Source organism: Streptomyces antnestii, assembly GCF_004005495.1.
GTDB classification, from domain to species: domain Bacteria; phylum Actinomycetota; class Actinomycetes; order Streptomycetales; family Streptomycetaceae; genus Streptomyces; species Streptomyces antnestii.
Genome location: NZ_RZYA01000007.1, coordinates 68,497 through 91,339, shown reverse-complemented (window position 1 = coordinate 91,339; position 22,843 = coordinate 68,497). Strand labels below are relative to the sequence as shown.

Annotated in this window: 17 protein-coding genes and 6 pseudogenes; 15 read left to right on the top strand and 8 right to left on the bottom strand. The window is 68.4% G+C overall.

Going from position 1 to position 22,843, the window contains the following annotated elements; translation table 11 throughout:
• Nucleotides 1-132 precede the first annotated feature (132 nt).
• Nucleotides 133-546: a hypothetical protein gene (locus tag EOT10_RS16735; RefSeq protein ID WP_127829017.1), complete on the bottom strand. Its 414-nt coding sequence runs from the start codon at nt 544-546 to the stop codon at nt 133-135.
• Between the two features lie 100 nt (nt 547-646).
• On the opposite strand from EOT10_RS16735, the gene EOT10_RS16730 reads away from it, so the two are divergent.
• The 4 genes and pseudogenes from EOT10_RS16730 to EOT10_RS16720 form a co-directional block, all read left to right on the top strand.
• Nucleotides 647-1,417, top strand: coding sequence for a transposase (locus EOT10_RS16730; protein WP_127829016.1), 771 nt, complete (start codon nt 647-649; stop codon nt 1,415-1,417).
• A 152-nt stretch (nt 1,418-1,569) separates the two neighbouring features.
• A pseudogene (locus tag EOT10_RS41960) lies at nt 1,570-1,760 on the top strand (TetR family transcriptional regulator); the annotation flags it as partial.
• A gap of 100 nt (nt 1,761-1,860) precedes the next feature.
• Nucleotides 1,861-2,016, top strand: coding sequence for a hypothetical protein (locus tag EOT10_RS41315; RefSeq protein WP_189491670.1), 156 nt, complete (start codon nt 1,861-1,863; stop codon nt 2,014-2,016).
• A 228-nt stretch (nt 2,017-2,244) separates the two neighbouring features.
• Nucleotides 2,245-2,679 (top strand): annotated as a pseudogene (locus tag EOT10_RS16720) (winged helix-turn-helix domain-containing protein); the annotation flags it as partial.
• On the opposite strand, the pseudogene EOT10_RS43120 reads toward EOT10_RS16720, so the two are convergent.
• A pseudogene (locus tag EOT10_RS43120) lies at nt 2,662-2,763 on the bottom strand (transposase); the annotation flags it as partial. The pseudogenes EOT10_RS16720 and EOT10_RS43120 overlap by 18 nt on opposite strands.
• A 239-nt stretch (nt 2,764-3,002) precedes the next feature.
• Between EOT10_RS43120 and EOT10_RS16710 the strand changes: the two are divergent.
• A pseudogene (locus EOT10_RS16710) lies at nt 3,003-3,813 on the top strand (IS5 family transposase).
• An 847-nt stretch (nt 3,814-4,660) separates the two neighbouring features.
• On the opposite strand, the gene EOT10_RS16705 reads toward EOT10_RS16710, so the two are convergent.
• The 3 genes and pseudogenes from EOT10_RS16705 to EOT10_RS16695 all read right to left on the bottom strand — a co-directional run.
• A complete protein-coding gene (locus EOT10_RS16705) occupies nt 4,661-5,182 on the bottom strand; it encodes an AAA family ATPase (protein WP_127829014.1) in 522 nt (173 codons plus the stop codon).
• Nucleotides 5,179-5,904, bottom strand: a complete 726-nt coding sequence (locus EOT10_RS16700) for a 2-phosphosulfolactate phosphatase (protein ID WP_317617349.1) — start codon at nt 5,902-5,904, stop codon at nt 5,179-5,181. Before EOT10_RS16700 ends, EOT10_RS16705 begins: the two co-directional genes overlap by 4 nt.
• 24 nt (nt 5,905-5,928) lie before the next feature.
• Nucleotides 5,929-6,204 (bottom strand): annotated as a pseudogene (locus tag EOT10_RS16695) (IS256 family transposase); the annotation flags it as partial.
• A gap of 14 nt (nt 6,205-6,218) precedes the next feature.
• Here EOT10_RS16695 and EOT10_RS41955 point away from each other — a divergent pair.
• Together EOT10_RS41955 and EOT10_RS16685 are read left to right on the top strand one after the other, a co-directional pair.
• Nucleotides 6,219-6,407 (top strand): annotated as a pseudogene (locus EOT10_RS41955) (site-specific DNA-methyltransferase); the annotation flags it as partial.
• Between the two features lie 308 nt (nt 6,408-6,715).
• Nucleotides 6,716-7,411, top strand: a complete 696-nt coding sequence (locus EOT10_RS16685; protein ID WP_127829012.1) for a DUF4232 domain-containing protein — start codon at nt 6,716-6,718, stop codon at nt 7,409-7,411.
• A gap of 27 nt (nt 7,412-7,438) precedes the next feature.
• Here EOT10_RS16685 and EOT10_RS16680 read toward each other — a convergent pair whose 3' ends face one another.
• On the bottom strand, nt 7,439-7,939 hold the full coding sequence (locus tag EOT10_RS16680) for a DNA glycosylase AlkZ-like family protein (RefSeq protein ID WP_223281009.1): 501 nt from the start codon (nt 7,937-7,939) through the stop codon (nt 7,439-7,441).
• A 296-nt stretch (nt 7,940-8,235) separates the two neighbouring features.
• Between EOT10_RS16680 and EOT10_RS16675 the strand changes: the two genes are divergently transcribed.
• Nucleotides 8,236-11,310: a glycoside hydrolase family 18 protein gene (locus EOT10_RS16675; RefSeq protein ID WP_189491667.1), complete on the top strand. Its 3,075-nt coding sequence runs from the start codon at nt 8,236-8,238 to the stop codon at nt 11,308-11,310.
• 139 nt (nt 11,311-11,449) lie between these two features.
• Here the strand turns inward: EOT10_RS16675 and EOT10_RS16670 are convergent, their stop codons facing one another.
• Complete coding sequence (locus EOT10_RS16670) at nt 11,450-12,634, bottom strand: low temperature requirement protein A (RefSeq protein ID WP_223281008.1); 1,185 nt, start codon at nt 12,632-12,634, stop codon at nt 11,450-11,452.
• Nucleotides 12,635-12,836: 202 nt separating this feature from the next.
• Here EOT10_RS16670 and EOT10_RS16665 point away from each other — a divergent pair, with 202 nt between their 5' ends.
• The gene (locus EOT10_RS16665) at nt 12,837-13,358 is read left to right on the top strand and encodes a VOC family protein (RefSeq protein WP_189491665.1); all 522 of its coding nucleotides are present in this window, start codon (nt 12,837-12,839) and stop codon (nt 13,356-13,358) included.
• Here the strand turns inward: EOT10_RS16665 and EOT10_RS16660 are convergent.
• Nucleotides 13,355-14,932, bottom strand: a complete 1,578-nt coding sequence (locus EOT10_RS16660) for an alpha/beta hydrolase domain-containing protein (protein ID WP_127829008.1) — start codon at nt 14,930-14,932, stop codon at nt 13,355-13,357. The genes EOT10_RS16665 and EOT10_RS16660 overlap by 4 nt on opposite strands.
• Before the next feature lie 143 nt (nt 14,933-15,075).
• Between EOT10_RS16660 and EOT10_RS16655 the strand changes: the two genes are divergently transcribed.
• The 6 genes from EOT10_RS16655 to EOT10_RS16630 all read left to right on the top strand — a co-directional run bounded on the left by EOT10_RS16655 (nt 15,076) and on the right by EOT10_RS16630 (nt 22,720).
• Complete coding sequence (locus EOT10_RS16655) at nt 15,076-15,798, top strand: GntR family transcriptional regulator (RefSeq protein WP_127829007.1); 723 nt, start codon at nt 15,076-15,078, stop codon at nt 15,796-15,798.
• A gap of 331 nt (nt 15,799-16,129) precedes the next feature.
• Nucleotides 16,130-17,569 (top strand): sodium:solute symporter family protein, encoded by a 1,440-nt coding sequence (locus tag EOT10_RS16650; RefSeq protein WP_127829006.1) that lies wholly within the window; start codon nt 16,130-16,132, stop codon nt 17,567-17,569.
• Nucleotides 17,566-18,735, top strand: coding sequence for an NAD(P)/FAD-dependent oxidoreductase (locus EOT10_RS16645; protein ID WP_127829005.1), 1,170 nt, complete (start codon nt 17,566-17,568; stop codon nt 18,733-18,735). The genes EOT10_RS16650 and EOT10_RS16645 overlap by 4 nt, the downstream gene beginning before the upstream one ends.
• A 67-nt stretch (nt 18,736-18,802) precedes the next feature.
• Nucleotides 18,803-19,801, top strand: coding sequence for a LacI family DNA-binding transcriptional regulator (locus EOT10_RS16640; RefSeq protein WP_127829004.1), 999 nt, complete (start codon nt 18,803-18,805; stop codon nt 19,799-19,801).
• Nucleotides 19,802-19,954: 153 nt separating this feature from the next.
• A complete protein-coding gene (gene hisD, locus EOT10_RS16635; RefSeq protein WP_127829003.1) occupies nt 19,955-21,277 on the top strand; it encodes a histidinol dehydrogenase in 1,323 nt (440 codons plus the stop codon).
• Between the two features lie 78 nt (nt 21,278-21,355).
• The gene (locus tag EOT10_RS16630; RefSeq protein ID WP_127829002.1) at nt 21,356-22,720 is read left to right on the top strand and encodes an MFS transporter; all 1,365 of its coding nucleotides are present in this window, start codon (nt 21,356-21,358) and stop codon (nt 22,718-22,720) included.
• Nucleotides 22,721-22,843: the final 123 nt, after the last annotated feature.

The following is a 22,843-nucleotide window of genomic DNA, read 5'->3' as shown; positions in this document are numbered from 1 at the left end:
GGAGAACTGTGGTTACCCGCTGGTTACTTACGGCAGAGTAAGTTGACGTTTCATTCACTGACAAGACGTCTGCATGCGTCAGTTCCAGACGTCTTCGCTAAGAGTTGTCCCGTAATCCCGCGAGGCTGAGGGTCATGCGGTGTCCGGGTCAGCGCCGACGGCACCGGCCGAGTGAAGCGAACGTCCGAGGTCTCCGGTGAGGATGCGGGGGTGTCGCCGCCACCACCACAGGTCGGGACCGGGCAGCCTATGGAACTGGTCGAGTGCTTGGCCGTCGTCGTCGATGGTCACGGCCTTGTACCGATCGTCCAGAACTTTGATCTGCGGGGTCCAGAGCTGGACGATGTGTTCGTCCAGCAGGAGCCACGCCTCGTGCAGCCAGTTTCGGCAGTAGAGGTCGTTGGTGTACTCGTAGATGTCGTCGCCGTAACCGCGCTCGATGGCGCTCACCAGCGCGGCCCACGCGTTCACTCTCTCAGCGACCGTGAATGCCGTCCGCCAGCCGCGCTGGTGCAACAGCTCTCCTACCTCGGTTTCAGTAGCCACGGGCGTGAGGCTCTCATGCCGAATTCGTGCAGGCGACTGAGATGTGTCCCGCCAGAGGCTGGCGGGCCCCGGAGCGTGATCAGGGTGAGACGATCTCGCCGTGGCTAGTGTGATCACGGCGTCGGAGCCGTCCTGGATAGCCCCGTTCACCGGGCTGAGCCCGCGGCAGTTCGGCAAGCTGGTGACGGTGCTGCGTCGTGAGGGTGCGGACGCGGTCCGCAAGGGCCGGCCGTGGAGCCTTTCGCTGGAGGACCGGGCACTGCTGGTCGCGGCCTACTGGCGAACGAACTTGACCATGCGCCAGCTCGCGCCGCTGTTCAGGGTGTCGAAGTCGGCGGCGGACCGCATCATCGACCACCTCGGACCGATGCTCGCCCTCCAGCCCCGCAAGCGGTTCGCCAAGGGCGCCGTGCTCATTGCGGACGGCACGTTGGTCCCCACCCGCGACCACACCATCGCCGAGCGGTCGAAGAACTACCGGTACTCCACCAACCACCAGGTCGTCATCGACGCCGACACCCGCCTGGTCGTCGTGGTCGGCCAGCCGCTCGCCGGGAACCGCAACGACTGCAAGGCGTGGGAGGAATCCGGCGCCAAAGCCGCCGTCGGCAAGACCACCACGATCGCCGACGGCGGCTACCCGGGAACCGGACTCGTCATCCCGCACCGCCGCGAACGCGGCCAGACCGAACTCCCGGACTGGAACGAAGAACACAACAAGTCCCACAAGCAGGTCCGCGCCCGTGTCGAGCACGTCTTCGCCCGCATGAAGACCTGGAAGATCCTCCGCGACTGCCGTCTCAAAGGCGACGGCGTCCACCACGCCATGCTCGGCATCGCCCGGATGCACAACCTCGCCCTCGCCGGATAGGCATGGCGGCCCGCCATGCCCGAGGCGACTCAAAGATCATTTACGGGACAACCCTTAGGCTGCGCAACCGACAGAAGGTGGTGGAGCGAGCGACAGAAGGTGGTGGAGCGAGCGTGCGTGAGACGCCATTCCCGGACCGCGGGCGGAGGACGGTGGAGGCGGATGCCAGACCACTCCTCGCTCAGCGGCGCAAGGCGGCTCTCCGCTTCGAAATCGCCCATGAGGCGGTCCGCATGTTCACCTCGCAGGGCGTCACGGCCGCGACCGGCGAGCAGATAGCCCGCCCAAGGCCGTCGGCATCTCCGCCCGCACGCTGTGGCGGCACTTCCCCACCAAGGAAAGCTGGAAGATCTTGGCAATGTCGAATTCCACCACCCAGTCCCTTTTCCAACACTGTCCGTGAGCGCGGCCAGCACATAGCGGGCCTGGGGTGGTCGGCGGGGGTGGTCTGCACCGCCTCGCGCCCGGCCGGCGCCGCCACTGCCCTCACCGAACTCGCCGAAGACCAGACCCGCGTACTGGGCGCCGACGACCCCAACACCCTCGAAACGCGGAAGTCCGCCGCGAACTGGCGCGATGCGGCGGAGAATCGGCTGTAGATCTCCTAGCAGATGCTGGCGCCAACGCTCGGCATCGTCGTCACCTCTATCGAAGGAACCTGGAGCCGACAGGCCCCCGGCGACCACAAACGGTGGTACCTGACGGTTCAACTCAGCCCCTACGCGCCGCGGCTGTACGCACGCGCTGCAGCCATGGGTTCGTTACTCCGTTTGAACTCGCCTTGTCGTAGGTGCTGAGAGCTGTCGATCCGTGGGTATGCCCCATCCGTGCGATACGCGCAGGGGGGCGGGTTCACTGCCCAGGAACAGCAGCGCCGGAAGCGGGTGCGGCTTGATGCCGCCGAGCGGTTCGAGCGTGGTGACAGCAGCGGAATGATCGCCCGCGACCTGAGGGTCACGGTGCGGTCGGTCGAGCGGTGGCGCCGGGCCTGGCAGGAAGGTGGCACGGCGGCGTTGGAGTCAAGGGGGCCTCAGTCGCCGCCGAGGCTCGGCGAGCGGCAGTTCGACCAGCTAGAGCGGGAGTTGGAGAAGGGGCCGTTGGCGCACGGCTGGGAGGACCAGCGGTGGACGCTGGCGCGGATCAAGACGGTGATCGGCCGCCGGTTCCATATCTCGTACACGGTCCAGGGTGTCTGAAAGCTCCTGCGGCGCAATGGCTGGTCCTGCCAGCAGCCGGTTCGCCGGGCGATCGAGCGCCCAGACGGGCGGTCGACCCGCCTTCGCCCCCTTCGGCAACACCGGCTCCAGCACCGCCCACTGCTCGTCCGTGAGATCTCCCCGCCCCATGAACCGTGATCATGTATCGCTCAAGATCCACTTTCGATACACGGCCTAGAGGCAAACGGGGAGCGGCCGGAAGGCCACTTGGTCCCAGGAACCGCCATCCAGCGCCCGGCACGACGTGGGCCGCGTCCTCGCGACCGGCGACGCATACAGACGCCCCGCTCACACAAATAAGGCACCAAACCCAGACGCGTCGCAAGTTAGAGGCCATCTCATTTGGCGGGGTAGGTAGGCTGGCGGTCATGGTGGGGATCGTTGAGCGTCTGGTGCCGGACGAGTTGTGGGAGTTGTTCCAGCGGGTGGTGCCGGAGGCGCCGTCGCGGCCTCAGGGTGGTGGGCGGCGCCGGCATGGTGATCGTGAGGTGCTGGCCGCGATCGTGTTCGTGGCTACGTCAGGCTGCACGTGGCAGCAGTTGCCCGCTGCTTCGTTCGGGCCGTCGGGGGGCAACGGCTCATCGGCGCTTCTCCGAGTGGTCGAAGGCCAGAGTGTGGGCCAAGCTCCACCGCCTGGTCCTCGACGAGCTCGGAGCCCGCGGCGAGTTGGACTGGTCCCGGTGCGCGATCGACTCGGTGAACATGCGGGCCCTGAAAAGGGGGACCTGACAGGTCCGAATCCTGTCGACCGGGGCAAGTTCGGGTCGAAGATCCACTTGATCACCGAGCGGACCGGTCTGCCACTCTCCGTCGCAATCTCGGGGGCGAACCTGCACGACAGTCAGGCCCTGATCCCCCTCGTGCAGGGGATACCGCCGATCCGATCTCGCCGCGGACGCCGGCGACGCAAGCCGGACAAGCTCCACGCTGACAAGGGCTACGACTACTCCCATCTGCGCCGATGGTTACGCCAGCGTGGCATTCAGCACCGCATCGCGAGGAAAGGAGTCGAGTCCTCACAGCGACTGGGCCGCCACCGCTGGACCGTTGAACGCACCATGGCCTGGCTCGCCGGCTGCCGCCGACTCCACCGACGCTACGAACGCAAAGCCGAGCACTTCCTCGCCTTCACGAGCATCGCCTGCCACCCTCATCTGCTACCGCAGACTCACCAATTGAGATGACTTCTCAAGCGGTGTTCCCGAACACGCATGCGCAGCAGGCCACAACTGGACCTCTCCCGTGCGCATGGCATCCTCCCCACGTGATCGATTCTCCATGGACGGCACTCACCCGGGTCGAGCATGACCTGATGATCAGTGCAACTGAGGCATGGGGCATCCTCGCCTACGCGACGAACGGCACGGACGAGGACGGCCGACCCTTCGATCTCCCGTGTGTCGTGCTCGGTCTTGTTGACCGCGGTTGGGTACAAGTGCACCGCTTGGAGCCTTGGACCGCGCCGGATGGACAGAGAGGGGCGACGTACAGCGCGTCACTCCACCGTGCGTCGGTTCACCGCCGGCCGGATCGATGGTGCAGCCCTGGTCCTCAAGGTAAGGATCATGGGTCTCGCCCTGCCGCAGGACCTCGACGTAGGACGCGGGCCGCGGCAGCATGCCGGTGACCAGGGGCGGATCGAAGCGATGGACCGCCTGGATGCGCACGACGGTCGCGGAGATTCCCGCCAGGCAGGTATCACCTGGCTTCAGCGAGGCCTCTGGCGGTTCCGTTCGGAAGATCTCCCACTCGTGGGCCGCGGACGTCGGAAGTGCCCTCTGGCCGTTCCATCTGATGTTCTCGGCCTGCGGGTCCACCTCCAACCATGGCCACCGCACAGACACGTAGTAACGGATGGCCCCAGTGACGGCGGTCTCAGCAAAGGGGCACTCCAGCAACAGCACGTCACCGGGCCTGTAGTCGTGACTCATGAACGCATTCTGCGTGCCCTCACTGACAAGCGATCGATCGAGTATCCGGCGTGCTGCGGAGGTGGCCCGCAGTACGTCCTTCCACGAGAGTCAACTCACTTGACGGCCTCTGCGATCTGTAGGGCGGCCTGGGCGGGTGTGAGGTGCGTGGTGTCGACGACCTCGGCCTCGGCGTGCAGCCACGTGCGGGCCGCCTCGGCGTAGGGCTCAAGGTATTGGAGACGGAACGGGGAGTTGGGGCCGAGAACGGTGTCGCCCGCGATGCGCGCGCGGAGGGTTTCCTGGTCGGCATGGAGGACGAAGTGCCGGATCGGAATATCGTGTTGGGCAAGGCCCGAGCTGATTTCGCGCCAGTACTGCTCGACCAGGACCGTCATGGGCATCACCAGGGTGCCGCCGGTGTAGTCGAGGACGCGTCGGGCGGTCTCGACTACGAGCGGCCGCCATGGCGGCCAGTGCTGGAAGTTGTCCGTCGCGGGCAGCCCTGGCGTGATGTCCATGAGTGTCTCGCCGACTTTCTCGGCGTCGAACACCCGTGAGTACGGGATCAGCTGCTGCACGAACGCACTGGTCGTCGTCTTGCCTGCGCCGTGGGTGCCGTTGAGCCATACGATCATGGATTTGACCTTAGCGTCGACGGTCCGCCGGGGGCGTCGGCCTGTGCTGGTACGGCGCACGGACGCAGGACCATGAGCGAGTCTTCCAAGGCTGCCACCATGGCGAAGGGAAACCGGTCGAGCTCAAGACAGAGTGCAACGTCGTCAGGATGAACTCCCTGACGCACCCCCTCCGCAAGCTCGGCAGCGGCGCGCGACTTGGCAGCTCGGCTGAGGAACACTGAAGCATCCGCCTCGGCGTCGGTCGACCTGCAGGCGATGTATTCAGCGCACGCCAAATCTTCATCGGCCTGTCCGTCTTCGCCGGTGACCACGAACGTGACACTGTCGCTCTTGCGAGTCCGCAAGAGCCGAGCGGTCGCCTCCGCCACGACGAAGCCGGCGCACAGCACGAGCGGTGCATCCTTGACGGCAAGGGCGCCGACCGTCCCAGCGGTGGTCTTCTGCACAACGGTCCGTCCACGAAGGTCAGCAGCCCGCAGCAAGCACGGAGAGTTGACCATGTCGAACCCCGCCGCGGGCGGACCGTCTTTGAGTGCCACCCAATCCGGGTGGCGGGTCTTCAATGCCAGGGCGTCGTCCAGCGACTCGGAAAGAACGATCTTTTCCGCCCCCTGGGCAAAGGCCCAGGCGGCCACGGTGAAAGCACGCATGACGTCGACCACGACCGCCACGGACGGGGCCTCGACCAGCTCGGCGATACCAACGAAACGAGCATCCATTCCGATCATGCTGGTGCAGTTTACTCACTCCGCTTGCGGCTCGGTGTGTTCGACCAGTCGGCCCTTTTCGAAGCGTGCGCCCGCGCGTACGAGTGGCACGAGCTGGGCTCCGGTGACTGCGCGCCGGCGGGCCTGGGCGGACTCGACGAGCTTGAACACCATGGCTGGTGCAGCGGCCGGGCTGCCGGCCCCGCGGGTGACCTTCGTCCTCAGCCTGACCGTGGACAACGTCGACTCGATTGGGTTGATGGTCCGCAGATGGACCCAGTGCTCCGCCAGGAAGTCGTAGAACGCCAGCACCGGGCTTCCACCGAGGGTGGACCTGGAGCGGCACCATCCCGTGGATCAAGCCCACCAGCCGGCCCCGCAAAGGGGGCCCGAAGCAGGACTCCGAATTCATCCTCAAGGACCGGGTCCACATAACTCAGAAGCCCGTCGAGATCACGCAGCAGCTCGTACAGGTCTGCCCCGGGAGCCGGGAGCCGGGAGCCGGGAGCGGCACCGGCGCGACATCGACCGTTTCAACCGCATCCAGGCGGGCCCCGTGGTCAGGTCGCTGCTGCGTTTCACCGCTGTCGACGTCTTCGCCCGCCCGGCGCAGGCGTCGCCGAGATCCGCGCGGCGCTCCCGCGGTTGCGTACGGCGGTCTGAGTGCCGGGCCGCGTCACGGAACTGTCCCAGGAGGCCGCCGTCCGGGCCTCGCATGTAACAGCCTTGTCAGGGACACACCTCGGAGGAACGGAACGCCCCTGTCGGGCTGTCTTAATGATCAGACAGATGTTCAGCCACCTCCCACAGCAAGGAAGATCCGATGCGCGCCACGAAGCAGAAGCTGGCCCTAGCCGCCGTCGCCCTCGCCGCGGGTCTCTCGCTCACCGCCTGCCAGTCCGGCAGCGGTGACAACGATGCCTCCGCCGGTTCGAGCGACTCCGGGTCCCCCGCCGCTTCCGCCGCCCCCTCCTCCTCCTCGGATGCGACCACGGGCGGCGGTTCCTCGTCCAGCGGAGGGAGCAATGGAGCGAGCTCCAGCGGCAACTCCGGTGGCAGCAGCGGCGGGAGCGCCGGTGGGAACACCGACGGCACCGGGCACGGCCAGATCAACACCGGGCCCTGCAGGACCGCCAACCTCACCATCACCGCCACCCACGGCATGGGCGAGGGCGACGTCCTGGTCAGCCTCAAGAACACCAGCGACGCCTGCTCCCTCAAGGGCTTCCCCGGCGTTGACCTCAAGGCCGACAACGGTCAGGGCGGCATCAGCGCCGCGCGCAGCAACCTCGCCGCGCCGGAGGTCGTCCTCCAGAACGGCGCCACGACCCGCTTCACGCTGCACACTCCGCGCAACGACAGCGGCGGTTCCGGCGTGCGGATCACGCAGATGGTGGTCACGCCGCCGAACGAGACCCACTCCAAGACCGTATCGATCAGCCTCAACCTCCCCGTGACCGACGGCTCCCAGTCCGGCCAGGGCGTCACCGTCGACCCGGTCGGCACCGGCAAGCAGTAGGGAGGGCAGGGGGCGCGGTGGCCTGGTTCAGCCCGACGCCAGTACCCGGGTCCGCGTCACCGGCAGGCCCTTGGCCCACCAGTGGTCGTAGCGGCGGTACGCCGTGAGGTCGCCGGCCGCGAGCAGCGCGTGCAGGCCCCGCGCCTCAGCCTCCAGGGCTTCCCCCGCGGGCCCGGGCAGCTCGTGGAACGCGCCGATCTCGATGCCCGCGCCGTCGTTCGCGACGCGCCAGACTCCCGCCACGTACCCATCGACGAGCACGGTCGGCAGCACGTCCCCGTTCACCCGGGTCACGTGCTTGCGGTACGCGGGCGGGATGACGCGGCCTCGATCCGCGTACGCGAGGAGCGTGCTGTCCCACATGGGCAGGAGGCGGCGCGGCGCGGCGACGTCGCCCTCCGAAGGCTTCAACTGACGTACCTCGTCCGCCAGTTCCTTCAGCGCCGCCTGGACCCTCCCCTTCTGTACGAGGGCGAACCGGGCCACGTCCGAGGGAAGCGCGTCCCGCGCGACAGGGCTGCGGATCAAGACACACGGAATTCCGTGAACGGCAGGTGGCACCGTGGTCCCGCATGAGCCGGCGCGGTCCTGCCGGCAGCAGAGTCGCCGCAACTGACCTGCACCGACCCGTATTTGTATCTCTCCGCGCGTAGATCCATCCGGAAGGGCTTATTCCAGAGCTTCCGAGTCAGGGGGACCTCTTGGTTGGGTGAGGCTTGACCGATTGATCAGCTCGTGCGGGCGGCCGGCAACGGCCGTCGCGGAGCCAGGGGGAGTGAGTTTCGGTGGGCCTTTCTTCTGACTACCCGAAAGTCGAAACGTGGGTGAAGAACCCCAGCGGCTACCAGACGGGTTCCGTCACCAAGTACAAGGGCAACATTTTCCGCGCCGCTTTCTGGGCCGACGAGCCGGGGGTGGGGGACCCGAACAAGAACGGCTGGCGCTTCTTCGACGAGCTCTACGACACGACCCCGCACAAGCAGACCGAGAAGGCGAACGTCATCGCCTACATCCCCTCCTGGCGGAAGAAGGAGGAGTTCGACTACGCCAAGGGTGAGATGTACCGGTACCTCACGCACGGCATCGTCGCGTTCCTGACGTTCAGCGAGAAGAACTCCGGGGCCTTCGACGAGGATTCGCTCCGGGAGGTCGGCACGGTCCTGTCGGACGTGCTGATGGCCGCGAACCTGTACGGGACCAAGGTCATGGTCGCCCTTGGCGGTGCCAACGACTACGCCTTTCTCGACCTGATGACGGAGGTCGGCAACGACCCGGCGTCCCCGAAGCTCGACAAGGCGGTCCGCACTGTCGTGGACTTCGTCACGCACAACGGCCTGGACGGTGTCGACCTCGACCTCGAGTGCTGGTGGGGCCGGCCCGGACAGCAGGACCAGGGCGGCCGGATGAAGAGCGACGGGCCGCATCCCGCGGGCAGGGGCCTGACGCTGTTCGCGAAGAAGCTGCGCCAGGCCATGCCGAAGAAGACCGTCTCGGCAGCCGTCTTCGGCACCTCCTGGTACGGCAACAACTACGATCCCGACCTCGCCGAACACGTCGACTGGCTCGGCGTGATGACCTACGACCTGACCGGCTCCTGGAACCGGTCGCCGGTCGGCCCGCACACCGCGCTGCACGCGATCCGCAGCAAGGACACCGCGGAGATCCGCAAGGCGGACGTCTACCTGGAGTCGTACCTGGACGAACAGCAGGGCGGCTGGCCGGCGGCGGGAGCGGGGGCGAAGCCCGGCGCCCCGGGTGACAAGGCCCTGGAGGACAACCCGATCCTCTCCGTCGAGGACTGCCTCTGGTACTGGACGAACCCCCTGTTCATGAACTGGCAGGGCAAGGGACAGGCCGTCGACCGCAAGAAGATTGCTGCGGGCGTGCCTGTGTACGGCTACGACTTCAGTGCGGCCAAGGAACGGGACGACAAGACAGGCGACGTTCCGCCGGGCTACAAGGTGCTCCAGTACAAGGAGATCCTGGACGCGTTCCCGAACGCCCATGAGGCGAAGGACGCCAACATCAAGGTGCGCGGCGAGACCCCACGCCCGAAACTCAGCGAACCGCTGCCCGCGGGGACCTACCCGTACGCCCACAACATCTATTTCGAGACGCCGGAAACCGCGGTCTCCAAGCTGAAGTTCCTCAAGGACGTCGGCGCCCAGGGCGTCATCATCTGGGAACTGACCAACGACGTCTGGGAAGAGGGCAAGGGCATCATCGAGGCGCTCTACCGCGCCTCGGGAAACCAGGTACTCGAACCCTCACCGGGACACGAACGGCCCACGCCGGTGGCCGGCACATACCTGTGGGACTCGGTCGGATTCCTGGGGGAGGCGAAGAGCGCCCTGCAATTCCAGGACGACGGCACCCAGGACAACGGAATGCGGCAGTTCTCCGCGCGCCTGTGGGACATCCCCGGCGGCGTGGACTGGAAGGCGGCCGCGCAGAACGCACCGGCAGTGATCAAACGGCAGTACTTCAACCGCCCCACGCGCATCGTGGACAAGGGGGCACTCGGACTCTGGGGAGAGTTCGACGTGCTCGACAACGACGATGTCCTGGACTGGTTCTGGAGCCACGTCGAAAAGCAGGACGGCGCACCCGACGGATACACGCGCTACAGCTCGCGCCTCATGGGCCTCTCCCTCCACGACGACTGGAAGGAATGCGCGAAGAAGACCCCCGCGGTCATCGCGGGTCAGTACTTCGACGAGCCGACGGAAATCGACGACCAGGGCATCGGCGGCCTCTGGGGCATCTTCGACGTCAGCGACCGTCCGAGCCCGGTGCCCGCGCCCACGACGCAGTCACAGGGCGAGAACGACTGCATGTACTGCCAGGTCAGCAGCGTCGCTGTCCCGGACGGCTGGGACAACGTGAAGCGCCTCAACCTCACGAACACGATGACCATCGGTGAGAACGCGCCGCTCCTCTACGCGGTGGTCACGAAGGACGACGACTCGGTCGACTTCCCTGACGGGGTCGTCATGAGCCTCAAGGACCCCGACGGGAACGCGTTCGACAAGGACGTCGACGAGGACGGTCAACTCGTCAAGATGTCGGGCGAATCGGTGCGGCTGGTGATCGTCAAGGATCCGCGGGCCGGCGACTGGACGATGACCATGAGCGTGGCAGCTGACGCCAAGTTCCGCTGCGAGTGCAACACGGTTCCGAGCAAAGACGTCTTCAACACCATGCTGGAGACCGCCCGCCGGAGGGACGAAGGGGCCGGTGGGATCGCCGCCCGCAGCATCGGCGGCGACATCCTCGCGGCATTCCTCGGCGTTGCCATCGCCGTGGTCCTCATTCCCGAGGCGGTCATCATCACCGCTCTGACCGTTGCCGTCACCGGGGCGGGCATTGTCGGGATGGCCTACAACGCCGTCAAGAAGAAGGACAGTGCCGAGAAGATGGGCACGGTCGCCGCCATCGTGAGCAAGATCGGCGACGAAGTCCGACGGGACGGGTTCCAAGGCGTCCTGAAGTGTGTGGCGCTGATCGGAAAGAACATCAGCGAAGAGGAAGTCGATGTCATCCGCAGGAAGGAGAACTGGGACAAGCTCTACCCGTGGATCGGGGTGCACCTCCAGGTGTACAAGGTGGTGGAGCACATGACGGACCCGGAGAAGCAGAACTCCGTCCGTCACGTCTTCTGGCAGTGCATGCTCACCAAGAGGCTGGGCAAGGATTTCGCGACGGAAATGGGCAATGCGCACGAGCGCGGCAGGCCGGGTTCGGACGCGGACAACAAGGCGGACGAGCGAAACAACGAGATCGGCCAGCAGCTCGCCGAGGACGTGGCCTCCGAGAGCGACTGCCTGAAGCGCACTCTCGAACTCTGGGACGCCGATAAACTCGCCAAACGGCCCGACTACGAGTCGGATCCGACCTGACCCCGGTGTGATTCACCCTCGGGCCCGCCCGCCCGCCTTCCCGGACCCCCGGGCCGGCGGGCGGGCCGCCCTGGCGGAGCGGTGTCCGGTCCGGGCTCCAGCCGTACGGGCGGGGCGCGCTGCGGCAGGGCTGTAGAGGTCACGGCGCGAGGGGCCTGGGCCGGGGATTGTCCCCGGCGTCCATCGCACGCAGTACTTCCTGGTGCACCCGGCCCAGCACGGCGACCAGCGTCAGCAGGATGGCGTCGAGCAGCAGCACCGAGACCAGAGGGGGCAGCCAGACCGCCGCGACGCCTGCGACGGCGCAGGCGAGACACGCGACGATCCGTGCGCCCCAGGCCTGGCGGGTGGACGTGTAGTACCACCATGCCTGAGTGACGATGTACAGGATCGCGCCGCCGAACAGGAGCAGACCGACCCGCGCGCTGCCGTGTCCGGTGGGATGGCTGATGGAGAGTTCGGCGCCGACGGCGAGAGCGACCAGGCCGGCCAGGGTGCTGTACTGACCGCTTACCGCGTGACGCACCGGCAGCAGCCGGTCGGCAGCGCTCGCCACGTGCCGCGCCAGGATGTCCTCGCCACCCCTGAAGTAGCTGGCGCACAGACAGACCAGCGCGACGAACACGCCGAGGCCGGTGGTCACGGTGGCTGCCTGTACCGGAGCGGCGGAGATCGCTGTACCGATCGTCAGCACCGTCTCGCCGAGCTGAAGGATGATGAAGAGACGGATCCGCTCCACCATGTGGTCGGCGTCGAAGACCAGTTCGCGGGAGGACAGGACATCCCGGGGCAGCGGGTGTGCCAGCCAGACGCCGGTCATGTCGACGGCGGCGGCCACCACCCACCACGCGAGCCGCGGCCCGTGGTCCATGGCCGCCCCGATCAGCCACAACGGGACTGAGACGGCGGCCCAGGCCGTCACCCGGCGGTAGTGGTGGCGCAGGAACGGTGTCGGGGCCGAGACGGCTGCCACGAGGTCGGTCAGCAGCAGGATCGCCACCAGTGGGATCACGAAGGCCCACGGTCGGTCCGCGAAAGCGTGCGGGATCTGGGCGTTCATGAAAAGCCCGAGCCCCATCACCACCAGGACGAGCCGCCGGGTCCGCGCCTGTTTCACGTCCAGGAAGGTGGCGTCGAAGCTCGTCAGGGCCCAGGTGCTGAGTACCGCGATCAGCATCACGGCGGTCTCGGCGACACCGCGCCAGGACAGCTCCGCCAGCAGGTGTTCGGCCAGCTGGCCGATCGCGAAGACGAAGACCAGGTCGAAGAAGAGTTCCAGCGGGGCCACGCTCCTGCGCAGGACCCCGATCGACGCGTTGCTCACGGCAGAGAACCCGTTGCGGGCGGTGTGACACGGCTGGACATGTGTTCACGGTAGGCCGACGGCGCAGGGTCCCGCGCGCTGAGCGGGACCGTGCGCCGCGCCGCGCCGGGCCGCTCGGTCGGCCGTCCGTCCGTGAGATGCGGGTGTGCTGCCTTCTCGCAAGAATCGAAGAGCACCGATGGCTCCTGAGAAGGGATGTCCGATGGCAGTCTCCGCGACTCCGATGAACCTCACCCTGGGGGCTCACGTCGGGATCTCCGTCTCCGACCTGGACGCCTCGATCGCGTTCTACACAGCCCTGACCGGTCGAGATCCCGTCGCGCAGGGGACGATGAACAGCGAGCCTTTCGGCCGCACACAGGGGCTGCCGAACGCGAAGCTGCGGTACGCGACGATCAACATGGACGGGCTCGGCATCGATCTGATCCAGTTCCAGGACCCGGTGGGCGAGCGCACGAACGGCAAGGCGAACCGCCCGGGCTCCATGCACCTGTGCTTCAAGGTCGACGACTTCGACGCCGTGTACCGGCGCATGAAGGAGGCCGGTTACGACTTCCTCGGCGACGACTACACCTTCATCCCGGCGAGGTCACCCCCGAAGCGGCGCTCGGCACCAAAGTCGCGTACTTCAACGACCCCGACGGCACCAACCTGGAGATCATCGAGCCCAAGGGCGGATTCGCGAGCTGACGTCCGGACGCTCAGCGGGAGCGGAAAGGTCTAGGGGACGTCCGACGTCGTCGACTCGCGGATCAGCGCGCGGCCGTCCTCGGGAGTGATCGTACGCTCGGACACCAGGCGACGGGTGTTCGCCGAGACCGCGCTCACGTATGCGCCGTGCGACGGGTACAGGGCGGACAACTGCGCGCGGGAGAAGGGCACTTCGTGTCCGGCGATATCACAGGAGCCGGGGGTGGAGTTGCCGTACCAGGTACTGGTGGGCACGTCGAGGTAGGGCGAGCGCAGGCCCCCCGTGACGTTGCCGTGCTCGTCCAGCACGGGTGTGCCGTTCTTCACGGTGATGGGGGCCGCGTGTGGTGGGGTGACGCCGTCCTCGGTCCACCCCTCCAGGTTGCGCAGCATCGCGTCGAGGAAGACGTAGCTGGGGAAGCGGCTGCGTGGGCCCTCGTTGCAGATCATTCGCGGGGCTTCGCGCCCGGTCCTCTCGATGTCGGAGGGGCGAGCCGAGTAGTACAGGTGGTCGGGGCTGGAGTGGCCGGTGCCGGCCATCTCGTAGTGGCGGTAGCGGTCTTCGGGTGCGTCGCTGTCGGGGCGGCGTGAGTCGATGCCGGTCAGGTAGTCCGACTGTGTCATGACGTGGATGACCGGCACGCCGACGTCCTTGAGCCGGTAGCGGGGGTCGCCGGCGGGCGGAACGGGGGCGCACTGGTTCATCGGGACCATGCCGACGAAGGATCCTCCGGCGCCCGCGATGAGATAGCCGTCGTAGAGGGGGCGGCCGCCGTTCGCCCGGTCGGCGAGCGGCCGCACGCCGTTGATCCAGTTGTAGAGGTAGCCGCCGGTCTGTGAGTACCCGAATCCGTAGACCCGGCGGACCGTCACGCGTCCGTCGTAGGAGAGCGGGTTCGCCGCGGAGGTGCTGTGCATCAACCGTCCCACCTGGGCGTCGATGTCCCAGGCGAGACCGTTCTCGGTGCTGCGGGACGAATCCGCGGGTACTCGGGTGCAGTTGCGGGGGTCGTTCAGAGGCAGCGGGTTCGCGAGGGAGAGGTTCCTGTAGCGCTCCGGGTCGAAGTTCTTCAGCGCCTCCAGGGCCGTGGGCTTCACCGTGATGCCGACCCACGCGTCGCCATTGCGCACCATCTGCCGGTGCATATGGGCCCAGCCGATATTGAGGTCGAAGCGGCTGGACGGATTGAGCATCTCGACGACTACTCGCCCGCTGAACTTCTTCGGATCCGAGGGGCGCCGCACCAGCATGCGGGTGGTGTACGGGGCGTCCGCGGTCCGCACGACGGCGGGTCCGGGTTCCGGCCAGTCGTACACGTTCGCCGTGCCGCTGACGGTGTACTCGCCCTCGGTGTAACCGGACTTGGCGAGGTCCTCGGGCACCTGTTCGTAGGCGGCGGCGCCGAACGCGTGCGAGGTCGGGGTGTCCGGGAGCGGCCCGGAGATCACGGGCAGGCCCTCGCCGCCGCGGGAGCCGGTGCCGGGCTCGGCCTGCGCGGGTGAGGTGGCGCCGGCCAGGCCGCCGGCCACCAGGGTCGCGGCCGCCAGAATTCGTAGGTGCCGGGGCAGCGCGCCACGCGTCCGACGGGCCGTCACTGTGCTGGGCATGCACTCTCCTCCGTAGGCTGGATACGTATCCAAAGAATTGGGCGAGGGTCGATGGATCGTCAAGAGAAGATGCGTGCGAAGGGGCAATTGACTGGGAAATACGGGTATTGACCGGTCAATTGACGGGCTCTACATTTCTGGCCATGACAGTCCCGGTGTACCTGCGCATCCGCCACGAGTTCGAACAGCGGATCCGCTCGGGTGCCCTCGCGCCCGGGAGCCGGCTTCCGACGGAGGCCGAACTCCAGGAGCAGTACGCGATCGGCCGCGCGACCGCGCAGCGCGTACTGACCGAACTGGCACAGGCCGGACTGGTGGAGCGACACCGCAGGCGAGGCACCTTCGTCACCGACGGGGCACGCCAGGAGAACCTGCTGAGGTTCGTGAACCCGGCGCTGCGCGGCCCGGAGATCCCGGGGCGGCACGCCGTGGAGTCCGCGACCGTCGTCCCGGCCCGGGAGGCGGGGGTGGCCATGCCGGGCGTCGACGACGAGACCCCGGTGCACCGGCTGCGCCGCCTGAAGTACGACCTGGACGACAGCGTGATCGCGGTCGAACTGTCCGCCGTCCCGTTCGCACTCGCCCCCCGACTGCAGGAGGAAGACCTCGACCACCTGACCACCCACGACTACTTCGCCCGGCTCGGCGTGCCGGCGGCGAAGTCCCGTATCTACATCGACCCGATCGCCCTCGACGCGCAGACCGCGGCTCGGCTGCGGGTGCCCGAGGGGCAGGCGGTGATCCGGCTGCGCCGCCTGACCTGGCTGGCCGACGGCAAACTCGCCGAGGCGCGCTGGGACATCAGCCGTCCTGACCTCGTCGAGTTCTTCCTGGAACAGACCGTCCAGCCGTCAGCGGACGCGTAACTCCCCGTCCGCTGACGCGTAACTCCCCGTCCGCTGACGCGTAACTCCCCGTCCGCTGACGCGTAACTCCCGGTCCGCTGACGCATAACTCCCCTTCCGCTGACGCGTAACGCCCTGTCCGTGGACGCGTAACTCCCTTATCGCCCGACCGACTTGCGCACGGCCACCCGAATCGGGCCTTTCCCTCCCTGTGCGCCGCCCCGGCTTCATCCGGGCGCGGCTCCTGTTCTCCTCACCCAGGCTCGCCCCGCCCCGCTCCCCGTGAGGCGGTTCCCGAGCACGCCCTCACCCACCTGAGCCGGGCCGCGCCGCCCGGCCGCCGGAGGCACCCATGCACACAGGTTCGACCGGACAGATCATCGGCATCAGTGTCGCCAGTCTGCTGGTGATCGGCTGGGGCGCGGCGATGTCCCTCTACTTCGGACGCCGCGCCAGGACGTCCCGCGACTGGCTTTCCGCCAACGAGTCACTACCGCTGTTCGTCGTCGTCATCACCCAGTTCGCCGCGGCGGCGGGCGGTGGCGTCCTCATCGCCCACGTGGGCATCGGTTACCGGTCCGGGTGGTCCGTGTTCGTCTACGAAGGCTGCGTCCTGGTCGGCTTCCTCCTGCTGACACTGATCGCGAGATGGCTGCGCGAACAGAGTTTCACCACCGTCCCCGACGTCGTCACCCGGCTCTTCGGGCAGCACCGGCTCGTCACAGCCGTCGCCGCACTGGCCGCGCTCGTGGTCCCGTTCGGCTGGATCGTCACCCAGTTCGTCGCCTTCGCCAAGCTCTTCGGCCAGCTGACCGGGATATCGACGCCCGCGCTCGTGGCCGTGATCACCCTGGCCTCGCTGACGTTCGTCCTGCCCGGCGGCCTCACCTCGGTCGCGTGGGCCGACTTCGTCTTCGGACTCTTCAAGATCGCGATGGCACTCGTCGTCGCGTTCTACGGAATCCATCTGGCCGGCGGCTGGGGCCGTATCACCGCGACCGTGCCGGAGCGGCTGTGGAGCCCCGCCGGAGTGTCGGCGGTCGGCTGGCAGCAGATCTGGCTCTGGGCCGCCGCGATCATCCCCGGCACCCTCACCAACCAGCTCTACTACCAGCGGGTGTTCGCCACCAAGAAGGTCTCCGACGCCCGCCGCGGCCTGGCGTTCTCCGGACTGACCATGCTGGTCAGCGGGGTGTACGCGGGCTGTATCGGTCTCGCCGTCCACGCGATGAATCCCCGGCTCGCCAACCAGGAGGATGCGGCGGGGTGGCTGCTCACCCAGCTCCCCACGTGGATGCTCGTCCTGTTCGCCGCCTTCCTCGTGGCGACGATCGTGGCGACCAGCGGCGCCGCACTGCAGTCCACGGTCGCCACCCTGACGCGCGACGTCTACCAGACCGTCGCGGGAGGGCGGTCGGGCGAGCGCGGGACCGTCATGCTCTCCCGGCTCATCACCGTCGCCGTCGCGGCCGTCGCGGCCCTGCTCGCGATCGCGTTCCCCACCGCACTCGCCTGGCTCGTCGCCTCGTACGCCTACTCCGCCGCCGCGCTCGCCGCCCCGATCTTCCTCGGCTACCTCCTGCACCGCCGCCGCAGGCTCAGCCCCGCCGCCGCGATCGGCGGCATGCTCGCCGGTCTCGCCGGCTGCGGCGTCGCCCAGTACCTCGGCACCACCGTGCCGTACGCGGTCTACGGCATCGCCGCCTCTGCCGTCGTCCTCCTGCTGCTGACCGCGAGCACATCCGAGAAGCGCGTCCCCACCACCCCGCGAGAGATTGTGAGCAACGCATGAAGACCGCCGTGATCGGACTCGGTGTCCTGGGCGCCGCGACCGCCCGTTCCCTGGCCCGCGCCGGAGCCGAAGTGACCGTCTACGAACGGGATCACGCGCTGGCCGGCACCTCCGCCACCTCGTTCGCCTGGACCAACTCCCACAACAAGAACCCCCGTTCGTACCACGAGCTCAACGTCGGCGGAATGGCCGAGCACGAAGCACTTGCCGAACAGCCCGGCACGGCCCCGGCCTGGTACGTCCGCAACGGAAACCTGGAGTGGGCCGGGGATTCGGCCGGATCCGAGCGGCTCGCCGCGTCGGTCGGTGAACTCCTCGACCGGGAGTACCCCGTGCGCTGGATCACCCCGCGCGAGGCCCGCCGTCTGGTCCCCGACCTGCGCCTGGCCCCCGATGCCGGACACATCGCGTACTACCCCGAGGAAGGCCATGTCTTCCCCGCCCTGCTCGTCTCCCGTCTGTGGGGAGAGGCCCGCGACCTGGGCGCCCGGCTGCGCCGTCCGGCGGAAGTCACCGGCCTGCGCGAAACGGCGGACGGCGTACGCGTCGAACTGTCCGACGGCACTGCCGACGAGGCCGACGCGGTCGTGATCGCGGCCGGCCGCTGGACGGAGCACCTCACCGCGACGGCCGGTCATCGCGTCCCCATGGCCGACCCCGACGCCGCAGGTACCGCCACCGTCGGCCTGCTCGGCTACACGAACCCGCTCCCGACCCGCCTCGACCGAGTCCTCACCACCCCCCGGATCAACGTCCGCCCCGACGGTGCGGGCCGCCTCATCGTGCAGGGTCTCGACCTCGACGCGCACGCCGACCCGGCGGACCCGCCCGCCGCGGACGGCCCGCACGCTGCCGAACTGTGCCGCCGCCTGGGCGAGTTGCTGTCCGGAACCGAAGGCGCCCGCCTGGAATCGCTGCGGGTCGGACAGCGTGCCCTGCCTGCCGACGGCCTCACGGTCGCGGGCTTCCTCGGCGACTGCACCCGCGTCTACACCCTCGCCACCCACAGCGGCATCACCCTCGGCCCCCTTCTCGGCCGACTCGCCGCGCAGGAGCTGATCACCGGCGAACCAGACGACCTCCTGACCGACTTCCGCCCCGGACGCCTGGTCGGCCGGACGCGCCTGCCGGCCCTGCAGCCCGCCCGCTTCGCCGGACAGCAGTGACCTCTCGGCCCCGGGCGCGGACGTAGATCCGTATCCTTGCCTCGACACGACCCGGAGGTAAGGAATCATGGCGCGGCGGCCCACGGTCACGAGCGTGCAGATCGCGCGGGAGGCGGGTGTCGCGCAGTCGACGGTCTCCCGGGTGCTGAACGGCGGGAGCGTGGCGCCCGAGACCAAGCGGCGCGTCCTCGAAGTCGTGGCCAAGTACGACTTCCAGCCCAGCCAGGCCGCGCGCAGCCTCGTCGGTGCGCGTTCGGGCCTGATCGGCGTCGTGATCCGCGACCTGACCAACCCCTTCTACCCGGTGATGGTCAAGGCCGTGGAGCGCGTCCTGCACGAACGCGGCCTGCGCCTTTCGCTGGTCACCGACGTGATGTCGGCAGAGGAGGGGCTCGCGCTGCTGCGCCGTGAAGGCGTCGACGGGGTCGTGTTCACGTCGGCGCTCGAAGGGGAGCCCCTCGCGCACCGGACGACCGACCACGGCATCCCGGTGGTCCTGTGCCACCGCACGCTCGAGGGCTTCCCGGCCGACCAGGTCGAGGCCGACAACGTGACCGCGGGTGAGCTCGCGGCCCGGCATCTGCTCGGCCTCGGACACCGCAGGATCGCGATGGTCCGCGGTGTCGCAGGGGCGAGCACCGCGCAGCAGCGCGGGCTCGCCTTCCGCCGCGAGGTCGGGGGCGCGGGCGGTGTCACGCTCACGGAGATCGACGGCGCCTACGACTACAGCACCGCGTACGAGGCGGTGCGCACCCTGCTGGCGAGCTCCGAGCCGCCCACGGCGCTGTTCTGCCACAACGACGTGATGGCGTACGCGGCGCTGAACGCGGCCGCGGCGGCCGGCGTCCCGGTGCCGGCCGAACTGAGCGTGGTCGGCTGCGACGACGTGTCACTGTCCGCGTGGGAGCGCATCGACCTGACGACCGTGCGCCAACCCCTGGAGCGCATCGCCCAGGTCGGAGTGGAGCTGCTCCTGGACCGCCTCGACGATCCCGACCTGCCGCACCGGCACGAGGTCCTGCCCGTCGAGTTCGTGGAGCGCTCCACCACGGCGCCTCCCGCCTGACCGCTTCCCCTCGCCTCTCGCACATCAGCTCTCGTACGTCACCTCTCGTACATCACCTCGCGTACATCGCCTCTTGACCGTCGAGCATCTGCCTTCCATGATGTGGATACGTATCCAATGGATACGTATCCATCCCTGAGTGAGGAGCTCGGCGTGTCCCGCACCATCAAGGCCGCTGTCAGCCAGTCCACCGCCCCGTCGGGCAACGACGCCGTCGCGCAGACCGTCCGCGAGCTGATCGCCGACGTCCGCGCCCGAGGCGACGAGGCGGTCCGTGAACTCTCCGCGCGCTTCGACCGCTGGGAGCCGGCGTCCTTCCGGCTCGACGAGGCCCGGCTCGCCGAGATCATGAACAGCCTCGACCCGCAGGTCATCGAGGACATCAAGACCGTCCAGGCCAACGTCCGCCGGTTCGCCGAGGCCCAGCGCGCCTCCATGGCCGAGATCGAGATCGAGTCCGAGCCCGGCGTCTTCCTCGGCCACCGCCATGTTCCGGTCCGGTCCGTCGGCGCGTACATCCCCGGCGGCCGCTACCCGCTGACGGCCTCCGCGCACATGACCATCGTGACCGCGAAGGCCGCCGGGGTGCCGCGCGTGGTCGCCTGCACCCCGCCGATCCGCGGCGAGATCCCCGCCGCGACCGTCGCCGCGATGCACCTCGCGGGCGCGGACGAGATCCACATCCTCGGCGGCGTGCAGGCCATCGCCGCGATGAGTGTCGGCACCGAGACCATGACGCCCGTGGACATGCTGGCCGGACCTGGCAACGCCTATGTGGCCGAGGCCAAGCGGCAGTTGTTCGGCGAGGTCGGCATCGACCTGTTCGCCGGACCGACCGAGATCCTCGTCGTCGCCGACGACACCGCCGACCCGTTCGTCGCCGCTGTCGACCTGCTCTCGCAGGCCGAGCACGGTCCGGACTCGCCCGCCGCGCTGATCACGACCAGCGAGCGCGTCGCCACCGCCGTGCAGGAGCACATCGACGAAATCCTGCCCGGCCTGCAGACCGGCGACATCGCGGGCCCCGCCTGGCGCGACCACGGGCAGATCGTCCTGGCCGACGATCTTGACGAGGCCTACCGCATCGCCGACACCTTCGCCTACGAGCACGTACAGATCCTCACCGAGAACCCCCGTGAGGCCCTGGACAAGATGCACGTCTACGGCGCCCTCTTCCTCGGCGAGGGCACCTGCGTCTCGTACGGCGACAAGGTCATCGGCACCAACCACGTCCTGCCGACCCGCGGCGCCGCCCGCTACACCGGTGGCCTGTGGGTGGGCATGTACCTGCGCACGGTCACGTACCAGGAGGTCCGTGACCCGAAGGCGTCCGCAGCCCTCGGCGAGCTGTGCGGCCGCGCCGCCCGCGTCGAGCTGTTCGAGGGGCACGCCCGATCCGGCGACGTCCGGGCCGCCAAGTACGCCGGCGCCCAGCTGCCCTGGACCGACCACTACGCGAGCGCCGCCCGCGTCTGACCCCTGCCCGAGGGGGCGGCGACCGCCCCGCCCCCTCCCCGCACGTCCCCGTTCCGCCCCCCGATCAACGGAGATCCCATGGCCACCGCAGCCCCCTTGACACCGGAGCAGATCAGACGCCGATCCCTGCAGTCAGGCACCATCGGCGCGATCGTCGAGTGGTACGAGTACACGATCTACGGCGTCGCCGCGGCGCTCGTGTTCGGGCCGCTGTTCTTCCCGAACCTCGCACCCGGCATCGGCCAGATCGTCTCGCTCGCCACCTTCGGCGTCGGCTTCCTGGCCCGCCCCGTCGGCGCGTTCGTCGCCGGGCACCTCGGGGACCGTATCGGGCGCAAGTCCACGCTGATCCTCACCTTCTCGATCATGACCGTCGCGACCGCGGCGATCGGTCTCGTCCCGACGTACGAGCAGATCGGGATCGCGGCACCGCTGCTGCTGTGCGTGCTGCGTCTCGCGCAGGGATTCGCCGTCGGCGGCGAGTGGGGAGGGGCGGCCATCATCGCGGTGGAGAACGCCCCGCGTGAGCGGCGCGGGTACTTCGGTGCGTGGCCGCAGATCGGAGTCTCGGCGGGTCTGCTCCTGGGCACCGCCGCGGTCTCGCTCGCGTCGTGGATGTCCGGCGACGCGTTCGAGACGTGGGGCTGGCGCGTGCCGTTCCTGCTGAGCACGGTGCTGGCCGGCGTCGGCTTCGCGATCCGGCTGCGGGCCACGGAGAGCCCCGAATTCCTCGCGGAGAAGGCGAAGATGGAGGCCGACCTCGATCGCCGCAAGGCGCCTGCGGCGATCCTCTTCCGCGATCACCGCAAGTCGCTGCTGATCACGATCTTCGGCCGGTTCGCCGAGGCCGGGAACTACTACCTGTTCACGACGTTCATCCTGTCCTACGTCACCACCACCCTGCACGTGCCCAGGAGTTACGGCCTGACGGCGTCGATGATCGGTGCCGCGGTGAACATCGTGATGATCCCGGTCTTCGGCGCCGTCTCCGACCGCATCGGACGCGTCCGCACCTTCCTCATCGGCGGTGCCCTCGTCGTGGTCACCACCTGGCCCGTCTTCGCACTCGTCCACACGGGACGGCTGTGGGCGATCGTCGCCGGTGTGGTGCTCTTCCTCGCCCTGGGCCACGCCATGGTGTACGCGCCGCTGCCCGCCCTGTACTGCGAGATGTTCCCGACGGCGGTGCGCTACTCCGGCATCTCCATCGGCTACCAGATGGCGTCCGTCCTGCTGGCGAGCTTCACGCCCGCCCTGGCGGGAGCGATGGTCCTGTGGGCCGGCGGAAGCCTGTGGATGGTGATCGCCTTCGCCATCGCGACCACGCTGATCGCGATGGCGGCCATCGCCTTCGCCCCCGACCGGCGGGACCGTGAACTCGACGAGATCGGTGATGCCGCGCATCAGACGCGACGAGTGAGCGAGACCAAGCAGGCTGTGTAGCCGCCGTTCGTCGCGCGCCCCGGCTCGCTCACCGCGCTCATGGCGCCCCGACAGGGGCGAGTAGGGTGGCGCGGGTGGGGAACGAAGGGTTGACAAGGGCCGCGACTTGCAAGGGATGTCTCT

Bases quoted from the DNA above. Each gene is read 5' to 3' on its own strand.
- EOT10_RS16705 (WP_127829014.1), bottom strand. From the start codon at position 5,182: ATGATCGTATGGCTCAACGGCACCCACGGCGCAGGCAAGACGACGACC.
- EOT10_RS16700 (WP_317617349.1), bottom strand. From the start codon at position 5,904: ATGGATGCTCGTTTCGTTGGTATCGCCGAGCTGGTCGAGGCCCCGTCC.
- EOT10_RS16685 (WP_127829012.1), top strand. From the start codon at position 6,716: ATGCGCGCCACGAAGCAGAAGCTGGCCCTAGCCGCCGTCGCCCTCGCC.
- EOT10_RS16665 (WP_189491665.1), top strand. From the start codon at position 12,837: ATGGCAGTCTCCGCGACTCCGATGAACCTCACCCTGGGGGCTCACGTC.
- EOT10_RS16660 (WP_127829008.1), bottom strand. From the start codon at position 14,932: ATGCCCAGCACAGTGACGGCCCGTCGGACGCGTGGCGCGCTGCCCCGG.
- EOT10_RS16655 (WP_127829007.1), top strand. From the start codon at position 15,076: ATGACAGTCCCGGTGTACCTGCGCATCCGCCACGAGTTCGAACAGCGG.
- EOT10_RS16650 (WP_127829006.1), top strand. From the start codon at position 16,130: ATGCACACAGGTTCGACCGGACAGATCATCGGCATCAGTGTCGCCAGT.
- EOT10_RS16645 (WP_127829005.1), top strand. From the start codon at position 17,566: ATGAAGACCGCCGTGATCGGACTCGGTGTCCTGGGCGCCGCGACCGCC.
- EOT10_RS16640 (WP_127829004.1), top strand. From the start codon at position 18,803: ATGGCGCGGCGGCCCACGGTCACGAGCGTGCAGATCGCGCGGGAGGCG.
- EOT10_RS16630 (WP_127829002.1), top strand. From the start codon at position 21,356: ATGGCCACCGCAGCCCCCTTGACACCGGAGCAGATCAGACGCCGATCC.